General features: G+C 72.3%; 10 protein-coding genes and 1 pseudogene. 7 read left to right on the forward strand and 4 right to left on the reverse strand.

The window, feature by feature from the left end:
* Window positions 1-2: 2 nt before the first annotated feature.
* Window positions 3-2,423, forward strand: a pseudogene (locus tag ACIGFK_RS22690) (ComEC/Rec2 family competence protein); the annotation flags it as partial.
* 136 nt (window positions 2,424-2,559) lie between these two features.
* On the forward strand, window positions 2,560-3,441 hold the full coding sequence (locus ACIGFK_RS22695; RefSeq protein WP_386466785.1) for a YceI family protein: 882 nt from the start codon (window positions 2,560-2,562) through the stop codon (window positions 3,439-3,441).
* 68 nt (window positions 3,442-3,509) lie between these two features.
* On the opposite strand, the gene ACIGFK_RS22700 is transcribed toward ACIGFK_RS22695, so the two are convergent.
* Entirely contained in the window at window positions 3,510-3,752 is a 243-nt protein-coding gene (locus ACIGFK_RS22700; protein WP_376661367.1) for a hypothetical protein, read from the reverse strand.
* 76 nt (window positions 3,753-3,828) lie between these two features.
* Here ACIGFK_RS22700 and holA point away from each other — a divergent pair, with 76 nt between their 5' ends.
* On the forward strand, window positions 3,829-4,824 hold the full coding sequence (gene holA, locus ACIGFK_RS22705) for a DNA polymerase III subunit delta (RefSeq protein ID WP_376661366.1): 996 nt from the start codon (window positions 3,829-3,831) through the stop codon (window positions 4,822-4,824).
* A gap of 211 nt (window positions 4,825-5,035) precedes the next feature.
* Here the strand turns inward: holA and rpsT are convergent, their stop codons facing one another.
* Window positions 5,036-5,302, reverse strand: coding sequence for a 30S ribosomal protein S20 (rpsT, locus tag ACIGFK_RS22710; RefSeq protein ID WP_266788134.1), 267 nt, complete (start codon window positions 5,300-5,302; stop codon window positions 5,036-5,038).
* A gap of 198 nt (window positions 5,303-5,500) precedes the next feature.
* Here rpsT and lepA point away from each other — a divergent pair, with 198 nt between their 5' ends.
* The 4 genes from lepA to hemW all read left to right on the forward strand — a co-directional run bounded on the left by lepA (window position 5,501) and on the right by hemW (window position 16,442).
* Window positions 5,501-7,366 carry a translation elongation factor 4 gene (lepA, locus tag ACIGFK_RS22715; protein ID WP_376662277.1) on the forward strand — a complete coding sequence of 622 codons (1,866 nt, stop codon included), beginning with the start codon at window positions 5,501-5,503 and terminating at the stop codon, window positions 7,364-7,366.
* A 202-nt stretch (window positions 7,367-7,568) separates the two neighbouring features.
* The gene (locus ACIGFK_RS22720; RefSeq protein ID WP_376662276.1) at window positions 7,569-9,458 is read left to right on the forward strand and encodes an AMP-dependent synthetase/ligase; all 1,890 of its coding nucleotides are present in this window, start codon (window positions 7,569-7,571) and stop codon (window positions 9,456-9,458) included.
* Between the two features lie 97 nt (window positions 9,459-9,555).
* Window positions 9,556-15,168: an AAA domain-containing protein gene (locus ACIGFK_RS22725; protein ID WP_400053323.1), complete on the forward strand. Its 5,613-nt coding sequence runs from the start codon at window positions 9,556-9,558 to the stop codon at window positions 15,166-15,168.
* A gap of 41 nt (window positions 15,169-15,209) precedes the next feature.
* Window positions 15,210-16,442 carry a radical SAM family heme chaperone HemW gene (gene hemW / locus ACIGFK_RS22730; RefSeq protein WP_376660973.1) on the forward strand — a complete coding sequence of 411 codons (1,233 nt, stop codon included), beginning with the start codon at window positions 15,210-15,212 and terminating at the stop codon, window positions 16,440-16,442.
* Window positions 16,443-16,470: 28 nt separating this feature from the next.
* Here hemW and ACIGFK_RS22735 read toward each other — a convergent pair whose 3' ends face one another.
* Window positions 16,471-17,280 carry a DUF3097 domain-containing protein gene (locus tag ACIGFK_RS22735; RefSeq protein WP_376660972.1) on the reverse strand — a complete coding sequence of 270 codons (810 nt, stop codon included), beginning with the start codon at window positions 17,278-17,280 and terminating at the stop codon, window positions 16,471-16,473.
* Between the two features lie 34 nt (window positions 17,281-17,314).
* Window positions 17,315-18,034 carry an MBL fold metallo-hydrolase gene (locus ACIGFK_RS22740; RefSeq protein WP_400053325.1) on the reverse strand — a complete coding sequence of 240 codons (720 nt, stop codon included), beginning with the start codon at window positions 18,032-18,034 and terminating at the stop codon, window positions 17,315-17,317.
* Window positions 18,035-18,052 lie beyond the last annotated feature (18 nt).

The raw sequence follows: 18,052 nt of genomic DNA on the forward strand, positions 1-18,052 counted from the left end.
CCGTGAGCCGCGCCGGGGGGCGGGGCCCGGCGGGAGACGGCCCGGTCGAACGCGGGCCGGCGGGAGGCGGCCCGGCGGATCTGCGGCTCGTGGTGCCGGCCGTCGCCGCCTGGGGAGCGGCTGCCCTGGCGCTGGGCGTGCCGGGAGCGTGGACCGCCGCCGGGGTGGGGGTGCTGGGGGTGCTCGGCGCGGGGCTGCTGGTCCTCGCCGGCCAGCGGCGCGCGGGGCCGCGGTGGGGGGTGGCTCCGGCCGCGGCCGCCGCCCTGCTGTGCGCAGCCGCGGGGGCCGGGGTGGCCGGGCTCCAGCGGGCCGAGGCGCGGGCCGGGCCCGTCGAAGGGCTGGCCCGGGAGCACGCCCGCGTCTTCGCGGAGTTGACGGTCGGTTCCGATCCGCAGGTCTCCCGGGGCGGCAACGGCCCGCCGATGGTGGTGCTGGACGCGGTGGTGACCCGGGTGACGGGGCCGGACGGGGCGCGCACCCGGGTCGAGACCCCCGTGCGGGTCCTCGCCGGGCATCCGGGATGGGCCCGGCTGCTGCCCTCCACGAGGGTGGAGGTCGTCGCCCGGCTGGCCCCGGCGAAGGGCGGGGAGCGGTCCGTGGCGGTGCTGCGCCCGGCCGGTGACACCCCGCCCCGGGTGACCGGCGGCCCGGATGCCGCGCAGCGGATCGCAGGGCGGTTGCGGGCGGGGCTGCGGGAGGCCAGCGAGGCGCTTCCCGCGGATGCACGGGCCCTGCTGCCGGGGCTGGTCGTCGGGGACACCTCGCGGGTGCCGCCCGACCTCCAGGAGGCCTTCAGGGCCACCGACCTGCTGCACCTGCTCGCCGTCTCGGGGTCCAACCTGACGGTGGTGCTGTTCCTGCTCATCGGCCCCCCGGCCGGCGCGCAGCGGGCCGAGCGGCGCGGGCTCGCGCCTCGGCTCGGGCTCTCGCTGCGGGGGACCGCGGTGTGCGGTGCGGTGCTGACGCTGGGGTTCGTGGTGGTGTGCAGACCGGAACCGAGCGTGCTGCGGGCCGCGGCCTGCGGGGGCGTCACGCTGCTGGCCCTCGCCACGGGGCGGCGCAGGTCCCTCCTGCCGGCGCTGGCCGCCGCCGTCCTGCTGCTGGTGCTGTACGACCCGTGGCTGGCCCGCGGTTACGGGTTCCTGCTCTCCGTCCTGGCCACCGGGGCGCTGCTGACCCTGGCACCCCGGTGGAGCGGGGCGCTGCAGCGGCGCGGGATGCCGCCGCGGCTCGCCGAGGCGCTGGCCGCCGCCGCTGCCGCCCAGGCGGTGTGCGCCCCGGTGGTCGCCGTGCTGTCGGCCCGGGTCGGCCTGGTGGCCGTGCCGTGCAACCTGCTGGCCGAGCTGGCGGCCGGTCCGGCGACGGTGCTCGGCTTCGCCACCCTCGCCGTGGCCCCGCTGTCGATGCCCGCCGCGGAGCTGCTGGCCCGGTGCGCGGGGGTGCCCGCCGGGTGGATCGCCGCCGTGGCCCGGGCCGGGGAGCGGATGCCGGGGGCGGAGCTGCCCTGGCCGGGCGGGCTCGCCGGAGGTCTGCTGCTGGCCGCGGTGACGCTCGCGGGCGTGGCGCTGGCCGCGCGGTTCGGCCGCCGGCGCGGGCTCGTCTGCGTCCTCGGGCTGCTGCTGGTCCTGGCCGTGCTGCGGCCGCCGCAGCTGACCCGTACCGTCACGGGCTGGCCGCCGCCCGACTGGAGTTACGTCCAGTGCGCCGTGGGCCAGGGGGACGCCGCCGTGCTCGCCGTGGGCCCCGGAGAGGCCCTGGTGGTGGACGCCGGTCCGGAGCCGGGACCGGTGGACGCGTGCCTGCGGGCCCTGGGGGTCCGGCGGGTGCCGATGCTGTTGCTGACGCACTTCCACGCCGACCACGTGGCGGGCCTGGCCGGGGTGCTGCGGGGCAGGTCCGTGGGGATGATCCAGACCACCGGGCTGGAAGAGCCGCCCGCACAGGCCGAGTTCGTACGGCGGACGGCGGCCGCCGCGGGGGTGCCCGTCGTGCGGGCGGTGGCGGGGGAGCGGCGCCGGGCGGGGCCGCTGGAATGGCAGGTGCTGTGGCCGCCCGCGGCAGGACCGCCGCCCGAGGGGCCCAACGACGCGAGCGTGGCCCTGCTGGTGCGCGGCGCGGGACTGACCCTGCTCCTGCTCGGCGACCTGGAACCGCCGTCCCAGCAGGCGCTCCTGACGGACCATCCGGAGCTGGGCCCGGTGGACGTCCTCAAGGTGGCCCACCACGGGTCCGCGCACCAGGACCCCGGACTGCAGGACCGGATCCGGCCGCGGCTCGCGATCGTCCCGGTCGGCGCCGGCAACCGCTACGGGCACCCCGCGCCCCGCACGCTGGCCAGGCTCAGGGAGTCGGGGGCGACGGTGCTGCGCACCGACACGGACGGCTCCGTGGCGGTCACCGGATCGGGCGCGCAGCTGCGCGCATTTCCGGCCATTCGCAGACGGATCCGCCGCGGCCATACCGGGCGCGACCGCTCTGTTTGCCCACAACCCGACAGCATGATCGAATGCGTCTTCGCCAGCACGGTCACAGTCCACACAGCACGGGGGTGCATCAGCCATGTTCGGTCGCCGACGGGGGATGGAGACGGCCGGGGGTTCCAGCCCGAACACATCCGCGACACTGACGCTGCCGCCGACGGCGCGTCTCCTCAGCTGTCGTGTGCTCGACAGCGTCCACCAGCCGATCCGGCAGGCGAAGTTCGAGGTCACCGACCCGATCGGCCGACGGATCGTGAGCGGCGAGACCGACCCGTACGGCGGTTTCACGGCGACCGTGCCGGAGGGGGAGTACCGGCTCTCCGTCACCGCCGAGGGGTACGCGTCGTTCCACGGGGCGACGCTGGTGGGCGGTACCGCGCAGCCCGGCACCGGGGAGATCGTCCTCGACGTGGTGGAACCTCCGCTGCTGCCGCAGCCCGGCCACTGGGAGCTCGACCCCGCGCATTCGACGATCGGCTTCACGGCCCGTCACATCGGCATGGCTCGGATCCGCGGCCGGTTCAACACGTTCGCGGGGGCCGTCCGGATAGCCGAGCGCATGGAGGACTCCTCCATGCACGTGAGGATCGACGCGGCGAGCATCGACACCGGACTGCGGATGCGGGACGACCACCTGCGCTCGGCGGACTTCCTCGACGCGGCCCGCTACCCGACGGTGGAGTTCTACAGCGAACGGTTCATCCACCGCAGCGGCAGCCGCTGGGCCGTCGCGGGTGCCCTCACCCTCCACGGGGTGAGCCGCTCCGTCACCCTCGACACCCAGTACCTGGGCCTCGGCACGGGCATGGAGGGCGAGCCGCGGGCCGCCTGCCGGGCCAGCGCGGAACTGCACCGCGAGGACTTCACCCTGAACTGGCAGTCCATGCTGGCGCACGGGATCGCGGCGATCGGATCGAGCGTGGAGGTGACGCTGGACGTCCAGGCCGTCCACAAGGCCTGAACGACCGGCGGGACCCGGGCGACCCGAGGGGCCCGCGGAGCCTGGCGGGCCTGGCGGGGCTCCGGTGGTTACGGGGCCTCCAGCCAGCCCTCGTACTCGTCGGCGAGGGCGTCCAGTTCGCTGGGCTCGAGCCGTTCCCGCGGATCCTCGACCACCACCAGCCACTGGGCGTCCTCGGCGTCGTCCTCGCCGGCCAGGGCGTCGCGGACCAATTGCGGCTCCTCCGTCAGACCGAAGCGGTCGACGACTTCCTGCGCCACCTCCTCGGCGGCGTCGCGGTCGGGCAGGACGAGTACATGTCGCACGTTCACGCGACCATTCTCGAGTATCCGGTGAGAGGGCCTGCAGGGCGGTGGACTGTCGGTGCGGCATGGGATGCTGGAGGCGATGGCCACCAGGAAGAACTCCACCGACGATCCGCTCGCCCCGATCACCCTCGCGGTGGGGCAGGAGGACCTGCTGCTCGACCGTGCCGTGCGGGAGGTGACGGCGGCCGCCCGTGCCGCCGATGCCGACACGGACGTGCGCGACCTCTCCTCCGAGCAGCTCCAGCCCGGCACGCTCGCCGAGCTGACGAGCCCCTCCCTCTTCTCCGAGCGCAAGGTACTGGTCGTGCGGAACGCCCAGGACCTGTCCGCGGACTCCGTCAAGGAGGTCAAGGCCTACCTCGACGCGCCCTACGAGGAGATCATCCTCGTCCTCGTCCACGCCGGCGGGGTCAAGGGCAAGGGCCTGCTCGACGCGGCACGCAAGGCGGGCGCCCGGGAGGTCGCCTGCCCGAAGATGACCAAGGCCTCCGACCGCCTGGCGTTCGTACGCGGAGAGTTCCGCACCCTGGGGCGCTCGGTGACCCCGGAGGCCTGCCAGAACCTGGTGGACGCGATCGGCAGCGACCTGCGGGAGCTGGCCAGTGCGGCGGCGCAGCTGTGCGCGGACGTCGAGGGCACGATCGACGAGGCCGTGGTGGGCCGGTACTACACCGGCCGTGCCGAGGCCTCCAGCTTCACGGTCGCCGACCGGGCGGTCGAGGGGCGGGCGGCGGAAGCCCTCGAAACCCTGCGCTGGTCCCTGGCCACCGGGGTGGCGCCCGTCCAGATCACCAGCGCGCTGGCCCAGGCGGTGCGCGCGATCGGCAAGCTCGCCTCCGCCCCGCGCGGCGCCCGCCCCGGGGACCTCGCCCGGGACCTGGGCATGCCGCCGTGGAAGATCGACCGGGTGCGCCAGCAGATGCGCGGCTGGTCCGCGGACGGGGTCGCGGACGCCCTGCGCGCCGTGGCCGCGGCCGACGCGGGAGTGAAGGGCGGCGGCAGCGACCCCGAGTACGCCCTGGAGAAGGCAGTGGTCGCGGTCGCCCGCGCGGCCCGCCCCCAGCGCCGCCCCTAGGGGGTGTCCGGCCACCGCCGCCTTCGAGCGGCAACGCGAAGGCCCCGGCCGCCACCCTGGGGAAGGGTGGGGGCCGGGGCCTTCGGTCACTGCAATGAAGATGCTTGCGCCGCACCCGCGTGGCGAACGCAGGCCGCGTGCGGCGCGGTGTGCCGGGAAGGAGCGGATGAGAGGGCCCGCTGGATCCCTACCGGCGATTCACATCGAGAGCTCAGCCCTGGAGGGTGGCAACCTTGGAGGCCAGCGCCGACTTCTTGTTGGCGGCGGCGTTCTTGTGGATGACACCCTTCGAGACAGCCTTGTCGAGCGCACGCGCGGCGGCGCGGGAAGCCACGGTGGCCTTCTCGACGTCACCGGCGAGGACGGCCTCGCGGGCCTTGCGGATCGCGGTCTTGAGCGAGGACTTGACGGCCTTGTTGCGCAGGCGCGCCTTCTCGTTCGTCTTGTTCCGCTTGATCTGGGACTTGATGTTCGCCACGAAAGAGCCTTTTCAGGTTCAGAGTTTGATCTTCGGATTGTGCCCCGACAGCTGAGAGGGCATACGAGACACAGCTGCCCAGGCTACCAGGCACGCTCCTGGCGGCCCAAACCGAGCGCACTGCCCCGTCCATGGGACCATGGAAGGACTTCAGACTTCGTTCCGCGTTCCGACTGCGACCGAGAATCAGGACACTGCGTGCCCGCGATCCCCAGCCACGTGCCCGAGCCGAGCCGTACCGACCCGGCGCTGATCCGCAATTTCTGCATCATCGCGCACATCGACCACGGCAAGTCGACCCTTGCCGACCGGATGCTCCAGCTCACCGGTGTGGTCGACCAGCGGCAGATGCGCGCCCAGTACCTCGACCGCATGGACATCGAGCGTGAGCGCGGCATCACGATCAAGTCCCAGGCGGTCCGGCTGCCCTGGGCTCCCACGGTGGGCGAGGGCCAGGGCAAGACCCACATCCTCAACATGATCGACACCCCGGGGCACGTCGACTTCACCTACGAGGTCTCGCGCTCCCTCGCCGCGTGCGAGGGCACCATCCTGCTGGTGGACGCCGCCCAGGGCATCGAGGCGCAGACCCTCGCCAACCTGTACCTGGCGATGGAGAACGACCTCGCGATCGTCCCGGTCCTCAACAAGATCGACCTGCCGGCCGCCCAGCCGGAGAAGTTCGCCGAGGAGCTCGCGAACCTGGTCGGCTGCGACCCCGACGACGTGCTGCGCGTCTCGGCCAAGACCGGCATGGGCGTCGACGCGCTGCTGGACAAGGTCGTCGCCACCGTCCCGGCCCCGGTCGGCGTCAAGGACGCCCCGGCCCGCGCCATGATCTTCGACTCGGTCTACGACTCGTACCGCGGTGTCGTCACCTACGTCCGTGTGGTCGACGGCCAGCTCAACAAGCGCGAGCGCATCCGGATGATGTCGACGGGCGCCACCCACGAGCTGCTGGAGATCGGTGTCTCCTCGCCCGAGATGACCCCGGCCGACGGCATCGGCGTCGGCGAGGTGGGCTACATCATCACCGGCGTGAAGGACGTCCGTCAGTCCAAGGTCGGTGACACGATCACCAGCCTGCACAACGGCGCGACCGAGGCCCTCGGCGGCTACAAGGACCCGCGCCCGATGGTCTTCTCGGGTCTGTACCCGCTCGACGGCTCGGACTACCCGGACCTGCGCGAGGCCCTGGACAAGCTCCAGCTCAACGACGCCGCGCTCGTCTACGAGCCGGAGACCTCGGCGGCGCTCGGCTTCGGCTTCCGCGTCGGCTTCCTCGGCCTGCTCCACCTCGACGTGGTCCGCGAGCGCCTGGAGCGCGAGTTCGGCCTCGACCTGATCGCGACCGCGCCCAACGTGGTCTACCGGGTCGTCCTGGAGGACGGCAAGGAAGTCACCGTCACCAACCCGAGCGAGTTCCCCGAGGGCAAGATCTCGGACGTGTTCGAGCCGGTCGTCCGGGCCACGATCCTCGCGCCCAGCGAGTTCATCGGCGCGATCATGGAGCTCTGCCAGACCCGCCGCGGCACCCTCCTCGGCATGGACTACCTCTCCGAGGACCGCGTCGAGATCCGCTACACCCTCCCGCTCGCAGAGATTGTCTTCGACTTCTTCGACCAGCTGAAGTCCAAGACGCGCGGCTACGCGTCCCTCGACTACGAACCCACCGGCGAGCAGTCCGGCAGCCTGGTCAAGGTCGACATCCTGCTGCACGGCGACAAGGTCGACGCCTTCTCCGCCGTGACGCACAAGGACGCCGCCTACGCCTATGGCGTGCGTCTCGTCGCCAAGCTGCGCGAACTCATCCCCCGGCAGGCCTTCGAGGTGCCGATCCAGGCCGCGATCGGCTCCCGCGTCATCGCCCGCGAGACCATCCGCGCCATCCGCAAGGACGTCCTCGCCAAGTGCTACGGCGGTGACATCTCCCGTAAGCGGAAGCTGCTGGAGAAGCAGAAGGAAGGCAAGAAGCGCATGAAGATGGTCGGCTCCGTGGAGGTCCCGCAGGAGGCCTTCATCGCGGTGCTGTCCAGCGACGACTCCGGCGGCAAGAAGAAGTAGTCCGGCAGTAGCGTTGAGTACGAGCCAGGCCCCCGAGGCGATGCCCGGGGGCCTGTTTCGTTATGAATCGGCCGCTCGGGGGCTCTTACGCACCGGCCGGAGGGCCCCTACTCTGATCACTGCTCGATGGTTACTCGCCAGTTACAAGCCCTGAGTCCCGCCCCTGAATGACAGGCCCTGCCGCGTGGTCCGGAGGACATCCGTGAGCGACACACAGACCTTGATCGAGAACCGCCCGCCCACCGTGGCGGCCCTCTTCCTTGAGCGCGTCGCGAAGACGCCCGATGCGGAGGCGTACCGGTTCCCGGTGCCCGCGGCCGACGGCCAGGGCCCCGACGACTGGAAGTCGCTCAGCTGGGGCCAGGCGGCCGAGCGGGTCTTCGCCATCGCCGCAGGCCTGATCGACCTCGGCATCCAGGCGGAGCAGCGGGTCGCCCTCGCCTCCAACACCCGCGTCGAGTGGATCCTGTCCGACCTCGGCGTGATGTGCGCGGGCGGCGCCGTCACCACGGTCTACCCCAGCACCAACGCGGACGAGTCCGCCTTCATCCTCTCGGACTCCGAGAGCCGGGTGCTCATCGCGGAGGACGGCAAGCAGCTGGCGAAGGCCCGCGAGCGCCGCGCCGACCTGCCGGAGCTCGCCCACGTCGTGGTCCTGGAAGAGGCCGACGCGATCGCCGCCGACGGCGACCCCGAGGGCTGGGTGCTCTCCCTCGCCGACCTGGAGAAGCGCGGCGCGGCCTACCTCGCCAAGCACCCCGAGGTGATCAAGGAGCGGATCGCGGCCATCACCGCCGACCAGCTCGCCACGCTCATCTACACCTCGGGCACCACCGGCCGCCCCAAGGGCGTACGGCTGCCGCACGACAACTGGTCGTACATGGCCAAGGCCATGGTCGCCACCGGCCTGATCGGCAGGGACGACGTCCAGTACCTGTGGCTGCCGCTGGCCCACGTCTTCGGCAAGGTGCTGACCTCCGGCCAGATCGAGGTCGGGCACGTGACGGCCGTCGACGGCCGGATCGACAAGATCATCGAGAACCTGCCGATCGTGCAGCCGACGTACATGGCGGCCGTCCCGCGCATCTTCGAGAAGGTCTACAACGGCGTGGCCGCCAAGGCCCGCGCCGGCGGCGGCGCCAAGTACAAGATCTTCCAGTGGTCGGTCGGCGTGGCCCGCGAGTACGCCAAGGTCACCCAGGACAACTTCAAGCGCACCGGCCGCAAGACCGCCCCCTTCGGTCTCACCGCCAAGCACAAGATCGCCGATGCGCTCGTCTACTCCAAGCTCCGCGAGGCCTTCGGCGGCAGGCTGCGCGCCGCCGTCTCCGGCGCGTCCGCCCTGGCACCCGAGATCGGCTACTTCTTCTCCGGCGCGGGCATCCACATCCTGGAGGGCTACGGCCTCACCGAGTCCAGCGCGGCCTCCTTCGTCAACCCGGGCGAGGCCTACCGCACCGGCACGGTCGGCAAGCCGCTCCCCGGCACCGAGGTCCGCATCGCCGACGACGGCGAGGTCCTGCTGCGCGGCCCCGGCATCATGCAGGGCTACCACGGGCACCCGGAGAAGACCGCCGAGGTCCTGGAGTCCGACGGCTGGCTGCACACCGGCGACATCGGCGAGCTGTCCCCCGACGGTTACCTGCGCATCACGGACCGCAAGAAGGACCTGATCAAGACCTCGGGCGGCAAGTACGTCGCCCCGGCCGAGATCGAGGGCATGTTCAAGGCGATCTGCCCGTACGTGTCGACGATCGTCGTGCACGGCGCCGACCGGAACTTCTGCTCCGCGCTGGTCGCCCTGGACGAGCCGTCGATCATGGTCTGGGCCGGGGAGAACGGGCTGGAGGGCAAGACGTACGGCCAGGTGCTGGCCGCGGCCGAGACCGCGCGCATGGTCGAGACGTACGTGCAGACCCTGAACGAGGGGCTGCAGCGCTGGCAGACGATCAAGAAGTTCCGGATCCTGCCGAGGGATCTGGACGTGGAGCACGGTGACCTCACGCCGAGCCTGAAGCTGAAGCGGCCGGTGGTCGAGCGTGAGTTCAAGCACCTGATCGAGGAGATGTACGAGGGGTCGCGCGAGGCGTAACAGTCCGGGGGACGGACACGCCTGATGGACAGTCACGACAGGCGCGTAGGATTCGCACACTCTTACCCGAGATGCCTGTGTGATCAGCGAGGTGCAAGTGTCCGTCCCTGCCGCTGTCCCCGAGGATTTGGCCCGCGTCCGGCAGATCTTCCGCTACCTCGCGGAGGTCGGCGAGAGCCGGACCAAGCCGGTGCGCAATCACGACGGCGCGCGCCATCTCCTCTGGTTCAGTGAGCTCCCCGGGGAGTTCGCCTCGTTCCTCACGGAAGCGGTGCCGGGAGACACGCCCCTGTGGCTCTCGGCCCAGCGCCCGGTCCGGCCGGAGGCGCCTGCTGCGTCGAACCTCCTCGCCCCGTGGCTGAACCAGGCGGAAATTCGGGACTCGGACCGCACCACCGCCCCGGCCCTGCGCGAACAGACGGCCCTCCCGGTCGTGACGGTCCAGGTCGGCGGCGACGTCCGGTCCGACCGGACGCAAGTCACCCTCGACGACTTCCACCAGCGCGACGAACTGCTCGCCGAACACCGGGCCTGGACCACCCGCTGGCTGCGCTGGGCCGAGCACGACCGCACGGTCAAGCCGGCCGCGAGGGTCTACGACCGGCTCTACCGGATCCACGAGGACGTCACGGACCTCGGCGAGAGCTATGAACTCGTCGTCGGCATCGGCTATCTGACCTGGAGCTCCGGCGGTGAAGCCGTCCGACGGCACTTGATCACCTGCCGCGCGGTGATCGCACTCGATCCGGATACCGGCACCCTTTCGGTGGGCCCGGACCCGGAACACGGCGCGCCCACGCTGGAAGAGTCGATGCTCGACGCCGAGCAGAAGGCCCGCGCCGGCACCAGGGAGAGCATCCGCCAGGACCTGGAGACGTCGGACGCCACCGACCCAGGACAGCACGCGATACTCCACCAGGCCCTCCGCACCTGGGTCATCGCCGCGCACGAGGCAGGACGGTACGAGAGCGACCCGACCCGCCACCAGTCGACGGCCACCGGCCGGTCGGTCCCCGTGGTCAGCTTCGCACCCGCTCTCCTCCTGCGCGAACGCACCCGCCGCAGCATGCTCGAAGCCCTCCAGGGCGTGGCCAACCGCATCGAGCAGGGCGCCGAACCGACGCGGCTGCTCAGGGCCATTGCGGGTTCCGGGGCCTCGGCCCCGCTCGACGCGGGCCATGGCGTGGAGCCGGGTCGCACGGCCGACGGCGCCATGCCGCAGGAGCTCTACTTCGCTCTGCCCTCCAACGACGAACAGCGGACGATCGCCGAACGGCTGCGCGACCGGGACCTGGTGGTCGTGCAGGGGCCGCCCGGGACGGGCAAGACCCACACCATCGCCAATCTCGTCACCGACCTGCTCGCGCACGGTCAGCGCGTACTGATCACCAGCCACACGGCGCGTGCGCTGAAGGTACTCAAGGACAAGCTGCCGGAGTCGATACGCGAACTCTGCGTCAGCCGCACGGACGATCTCACCGCCCAGCAGGAACTCGAACAGTCGATCAGGGCCATCCTGCACCGGCAGGGCGAGTTCTCCGCACGCACGTACCGGCGCGCGATCGAGAGCCACGAGGCGAAACTCCGTTCGGCCCGCTCGGTACAGGCGACCGCACTGAAGAACCTCCGAGCCCTGCGTGAACAGGAGACCTACCGCCACGGCGCCGACATCGGCGACTACCAGGGCACTCTCGCCCGCATCGCCCAGCGGCTCAACGAGGAGCGGCCGCGCTACGCGTGGATCGGAGCCGTACCCGGCACCGAACCGCTGGTCGACAGAGCCCTGCTGACGGAACTGCGACGGGCGTCCCTCGCCTTCACCACACGTCACCGGAGCCTTGCAGCTTCTGTGACCGCCGGGCTGCCCGAGCGGGCCACACTGCTCTCCGGCGAGGAATTCGCCGCCGCGGTCGATGCCGTGAGCGCGGCCGAGGCCGATCTGGGCCTCCTGCGGGAGGACCCGCGGTCGGCGCGCCTCGACGACGCGATCTCAGGGCTCGACCCGGCCGCCCAGGAGCGGCTTGCCTCGGCGCTGGAAGCCTTCGCCGCCGCGGTCGCCACCACGGCCGACGAGCCGACGACCTGGCTGGCGACCCTGCGCGACGAGGTGCTGGCCGGGCGCGACCTGAACCTGCGGGACCGGCTGGAGCGAGAGTCCGCTGCGCTGGCCGAGGCGCAGGCTTCGGCGTCCGCGCTCGGCGCAGCCCTCGTCAGCGGGCTGGAGGAGTACGACATACCCGGCGCCCTCGGCCTGGCGACCGTCTTGCGGGACTCCCTCGCCGCGGGCGAGAAGCTCCGGGGACCGCTGGGGCTGAAGACCAGGCTCCGCAAGGCGGTGGGGGACTTCCCCGAGACGGCGAGGGTGGACGGGCAGCCCCTGCAGACGGCGGCCGCGGCCGAAACCGTCCTGCACCGGATCCGGCTGGAGCGGAACCTGCAGGAGACCGAGAACGAGAGCGGGGCGCCCGGATCCGCCTGGCAACCGCCCGCCCGACGGCTCACCAGGCTGCGTGAGAACGTTGCCGCCCTGACCCGGCTCGGGGAGCTCGCCGACAGGCGGGGTGAGGCCGTCCGGGCCGCTGCGGCGGCACCCGGACTGGCTGGGGCTTCCTGGCAGGACGGAGAGCTCGTGAGCACGGTCAGCAGCCTTCTGAAGGCCCGAGCGACCCAGCGCGCCGCCCAGGCCCCCCGAGAAAAGCTTGCCGACACTCTCAGCGCCCTGCGCGCCGCGGCGCACCGCCGAGGTGCGGCGGTCGCACTGGACCGGGCCCGTGCGGCCGCCGAATGTCGTGACCCCAAGGCGTACGCCGAGGCCGTCGGTGAGGTCGACGAGTTGCGTGAGGCCCTCACGCGCAAACACGCCTGCGACGAGGCTTACTCGGCCGTCGCGCGGACCATGCCGGAGCTCGCCGACCGGATCGAAGCGGAGGCCGAGTCGGCCCACTGGGACACGAGGCTGCCCGACTACGAGGCGGCCTGGGCCTGGTCCGTCTGGGACGCCCGGATGCGCGAGCTCACCGACCCGGCGGCCGAGGAGAAAGAACTCGCCCTGCTCGCCCAGGCCGACGCCGACATCCGCATCAGCCTGGAGCGGCTCGCCGCGGACAAGGCCTGGTACAGCTGCCTGTCTCGACTCACCGATGACCAGGCGGTCGCCCTCACCTCCTACCAGCAGAGCGTCAAGAGGCTGGGCAAGGGCACAGGCAAGTACGCGCCGCGGTACCGCCGGCAGGCCAGAGAGAGCCTGCAGGCCAGCCAGTCGGCGGTACCCGCCTGGATCATGCCGCTCCACCAGGTCACGGACACGGTCCCCACGGACCGGGCAGGCCGCTTCGACGTGGTCATCATCGACGAGGCGAGCCAGTCGGGACCGGAAGCCCTGCTGCTGGCCTGGCTGGGCGCGAAGATCATCGTGGTGGGTGACGACAAGCAGGTCAGCCCAGCGAACGTCGGCATCGACCACGACGAACTGTTCGTGTTGCAGAGCCGGCTCCTCAGCGGGCTGCCCGACTTCCGCCGGAACCTCTTCACCCCGACCGCCAGCTTCTTCGACATAGCCTCCGGTCTCGCCGGGGGCCGTGGCCGCCTGATGCTGCGCGAGCACTTCCGGTGCATGCCGGAGATCATCGGCTTCTCCAACGAACTCTGCTACGGAGGACGCCTCCAACCACTGCGCCAGTACGGTGCGGAGAGGCTGGCCCCGCTCAAAGCCGTCCATGTGGCGGACGGGTACGTAGAGGGCACCGGTCAGAAACAGGTCAACCGGGCCGAGGCGGAGCGGCTGGTCGAGGCGGTGTTCCGGTGTGTCGAGGACCCCGCGTACCGAGGGCGCACGATGGGCGTCATCACGCTGCTCGGAGCTGCGCAGAAGTTCCTGATCGAGGACCTGCTCAGTGACCTTCCGCTGGACGAGCGCCAGCGGCGCCGCCTGCGCGTGGGCAACGCCGAAGAGTTCCAGGGCGACGAACGCGACATCGTCTTCATCAGCGCTGTGACGTCCCTGACCGGCTCGGAAGGGCCCCGCCGCGTCGGCCCGTACAGCAGCGCACTGGCGCAGCAGCACATCAACGTGGCGGCCTCCCGCGCCCGTGACCAGGTATGGCTGTTCCACAGCTTCGGCCTCTCCGATCTGGGGGAGTCCGATCTGCGACGGGCCTATCTGGACTGGTTCTCGCGGCCCGCCGAGGCCCAGGACGGCGCGGGCCTCGGGGACGTGTCGCCCGACCAGCCCCACGAAGCGTTCGACAGCCTCTTCGAGCAGCGGGTCTTCCTCGCCCTACGGGCCCGCGGCTACCGGGTCCGGCCGCAGTACCCGGCCGGCCGCTACCGGATCGACCTGGTCGTCGAGGGCGGCACGCGCCGACTGGCGGTGGAGTGCGACGGCGACGCGTTCCACACGGAGGAGAACGCGGACGAGGATGCCGCCCGGCAGCGCGAGCTGGAGCGGGTGGGCTGGACCTTCGTACGCATCAGGGGCAGCCGGTTCTTCCTCGACCCGGAGAAGGCACTCGAACCCCTGTGGGCGGAGCTGGACCGGCTGGGCATCGGGACGGCGGGACGGGGCGACGCACACGTGGTTGTGCCCGCCGCGCCCGACCACGCGGCGCCCACGGAAGCGGTCGATCCGGCTCCTCCAGAAGGTCCTTTCCCGCCGGACACCGCGCCCGCCCCACAGGAGCGCGTCCGCACGGTCGTCAACGCACAGGCCGGGGTGCCGGTCCCGCAAGCCCCGCAGATACCGGAGCCCGGCGTGCGGCCCGGGGCCGGCGAGGCCGTGGTGTGGACGACCGAGCCGCACGGGTTCCGGACCGTGGCCCGGATCGAGCGCTCCGAGGTCAACACGGCACAGCACGCCCTCAGCATGCGCCGTTCCGTGCCCAACGTGGAGGAGCCGACGGGCAAGGCCAGGTTCATCGCGGCATCCGGTACCGAGGGCGAGGACATGGTCGAACTGTTCCGGGACCGTGCGTCCCTCGTCCACCTGACCCGGGACGAGGTGCAGGCCGCCGTCAGGGCCAGCGTCGCGAGGACCGACATCCCCGTGCTGGTGGACGGCCGGCAGACGGCCCTCATCCGCTACCACGGCGGGTCCCGGCAGGGCCCGCCCGTCGAGCTCATGCGCCCGGCCGGTGCGCAGGGCAAGGCCGCCGGAAGCCCGGTGAAAGCCGTCCCGGCGCAGCCCCGCGACACACGGCGTCCGGCTGCCGAGGCCGAGCGCGCTGCGCCCTCCCCGGCCGAGGGCCGGGACCGGCGGATCAAGGCCCACGGGATCTCTCTGACCGCCTATCGCCGGGTCCAGAAGGAACTCGACAGGGTGCGCGACGAGCTGGAGAAGCCCGCGCCGGAGGTCGTCGCCGTGGACAGCTCGTCGTGGCAGGCCCAGCAAGGAGACCGGGGGAAGCGCGAGAGGCAGCTGAAGGACCGCAAGGAATTCCTCCGCACCGTTCTCGACCAGGTGGAAGTCGACTCGGCGATCGACGAGGGCGGCCTCGTCACCCCGGGCTGCCTCGTGGGTCTCGAGGACGCGGACCAGCAGGACGGCATCACGATCTATGAGATTGCCCTCAGCGCCGGCGGCGAGGCCGAACGGCTGAGCCCGTACTCGCCCCTGGGGCAGGCGCTGATGTGGCGTGAGACCGGCGACACCGTCGAGTACGTCACAGAGACGGGAGTACGGCTCGGCGTGATCATCCGATTCGTCGACGGGTGAAGCGGTGACCCGTCCGTCGGGCGGTGCGGGATGATGGGGGTATGCCTTCCGCACTGCCCGACGGTGAACCCATGCCCGAAGACGGCTCGCTGCCGTCGCACGCCCTTGCCGGGGCGGGGGACCGGCCGCTCGGTTTCTACCTGCACGTTCCCTACTGCGCCACCCGCTGCGGGTACTGCGACTTCAACACCTACACGGCCACCGAGCTGCGGGGCACCGGCGGCGTGCTCGCCTCGCGGGAGAACTACGCCGACACCCTGATCGACGAGGTCCGGCTCGCGCGGAAGGTGCTCGGGGACGACCCGAGGGCCGTGCGCACCGTGTTCGTGGGCGGCGGAACGCCGACCCTGCTGCCGGCCGGGGACCTCGTACGGATGCTCGCGGCGATCCGGGACGAGTTCGGCCTGGCCGAGGACGCCGAGGTCACCACCGAGGCCAACCCGGAGTCGGTGAACCCGGAGTACCTGGCCGAGCTCCGGGCCGGCGGCTTCAACCGGATCTCCTTCGGCATGCAGAGCGCGAAGCAGCACGTCCTGAAGGTCCTGGACCGCACGCACACGCCGGGCCGGCCGGAGGCGTGCGTCGCCGAGGCGCGGGCGGCCGGCTTCGAGCACGTCAACCTGGACCTGATCTACGGGACCCCGGGCGAGTCCGACGACGACTGGCGGGCCTCGCTGGACGCGGCGCTCGGCGCGGGCCCGGACCACGTCAGTGCGTACGCGCTGATCGTCGAGGAGGGCACCCAGCTGGCCCGTCGGATCCGCCGGGGCGAGGTCCCGATGACCGACGACGACGTGCACGCCGACCGGTACCTGATCGCCGACGAGGTCATGGCCGCGGCCGGCTACTCCTGGTACGAGGTGTCCAACTGGGCCACCTCGGAGGCCGGGCGCTGCCTGCACAACGAGCTGTACTGGCGCGGCGCCGACTGGTGGGGCGCGGGCCCGGGCGCCCACTCGCACGTGGGCGGGGTGCGCTGGTGGAACGTGAAGCATCCGGGCGCGTACGCCGCCGCGCTGGCCGAGGGGCGGTCCCCCGGGGCCGGGCGGGAGCTCCTGTCCGACGAGGACCGGCGGGTGGAGCGGATCCTGCTGGAGCTGCGCCTGGTGGACGGTGTGCCGCTGTCCCTGCTCGCGCCCGCCGGGCTCGCCGCGTCCCGCCGGGCCCTCGCGGACGGGCTGCTGGAGGCCGCGCCGTACGAGGCGGGGCGCGCCGTGCTGACCCTGCGCGGGCGGCTGCTGGCCGACGCCGTGGTCCGGGACCTGGTGGACTGACCGCACGCCGCCGGGACCCCGGCGGGGTTCAGGCGGCGCCGCCCACCGTGACGAAGTCGATCAGTTCCTCGACGCGGCCCAGGAGCGTCGGCTCCAGGTCCTTGTACGACGTCACGCGGGACAGGATGTGCTGCCACGCGGCGCCGGTGTTCTCCGGCCAGCCCAGCGCCCGGCAGACGCCCGTCTTCCAGTCCTGGCCGCGCGGGACCACCGGCCACGCCGGGATGCCCAGGGCGGACGGTTTCACCGCCTGCCAGACGTCGATGTACGGGTGGCCCACGATCAGGACGTCCTGCGAGGTCACCGAGGCCGCGATGCGGGACTCCTTCGAGCCGGGCACCAGGTGGTCGACCAGGACGCCCAGGCGGGCGTCCGGGCCCGGGGCGAAGTCGTCGACGATCGCCCGGAGGTCGTCGACGCCCTCCAGGTACTCCACCACCACGCCCTCGATGCGCAGGTCGTCACCCCAGACCTTCTCGACCAGTTCCGCGTCGTGGCGGCCCTCCACGTAGATGCGGCCCGCCCGCGCCACCCGGGCCCGGGCCCCCGGGACGGCGATCGAGCCCGAGGCCGTACGGGAGGGCGCGGCGGGGGCGCGCGAGGGGCGGGTCAGGGTCACCACGGCGCCGTCCAGCAGGAACCCGCGCGGCTCCAGCGGGAACACCCGCCGCTTGCCGAAGCGGTCCTCCAGGGTCACCGTGCCCGCCTCGCAGGACACCACCGCGCCGCAGAAGTCCGTACCGGCCACCTCGACCACCAGGTCCGGCTCGGCCGCCACCTCCGGCACGGCCTTCGGGCGCTTCCACTGGGGGGTCAGGTCGGGGGAGTACTCGCGCATCCGGCCGAGCGTAGGAGAGGTACGGCCGTCATGGCTACGACACGCCGAAACGGCCCGCCAGTGTGGCGCGTTGCGCACGGACGAAGGCCGCGTCGACGACGGCTCCGTGGCCCGGCACGTACAACGCCTCCTCCCCGCCCAGCGACAGCAGCCGGTCCAGGGCGGCGGGCCACTGCCCCGGCGTCGCGTCCGGGCCCACCGAGGGCTCGCCCGACTCCTCCACCAGGTCCCCGCAGAACACCGTCTCGCGCTCGCCCGGCACGAAGACCGCCAGATCGTGCCGCGTGTGCCCGGGGCCCACGTTGGCCAGCAGCACCTGCACCCCGCCCAGTTCCAGCGTCCACTCGCCCGACACCAGGTGCTTCGGCACCACCAGCAGGTCCGCCGCCTCCGAGGCCTCCGCGTCCGCCAGGCCGTGCCGCACGGCGTCGTCACGCAGCTCCTCGCGGCCCGTGGTGAGCAGCGCGTCCAGGCCGACCGCCCCGTACACCTCCGCGCCGGAGAAGGCGGCCCCGCCCAGAACGTGATCGAAATGGCCGTGCGTGAATGCGATATGGGTCACTCGCCGGCCGGTCAGCCGCTCGGCCTCCGCACGCACCTGCGCGCCCTCGCGCAGGCACGAACCGGGGTCGACGAGGAGCACGGAATCGTCGCCCACCACCAGTCCCACGCTGCAGTCCCACACCGGGAGCCGTCTGCGCCCGGCCCGTCCGGTCAGCCGTTCCCAGCCCGCCTCTTCCCAACGCACGTCCATGCCGCGACGCTACCCTGG

Source organism: Streptomyces sp. NPDC085524, from assembly GCF_044541755.1.
Taxonomy (GTDB): Bacteria; Actinomycetota; Actinomycetes; order Streptomycetales; family Streptomycetaceae; genus Streptomyces.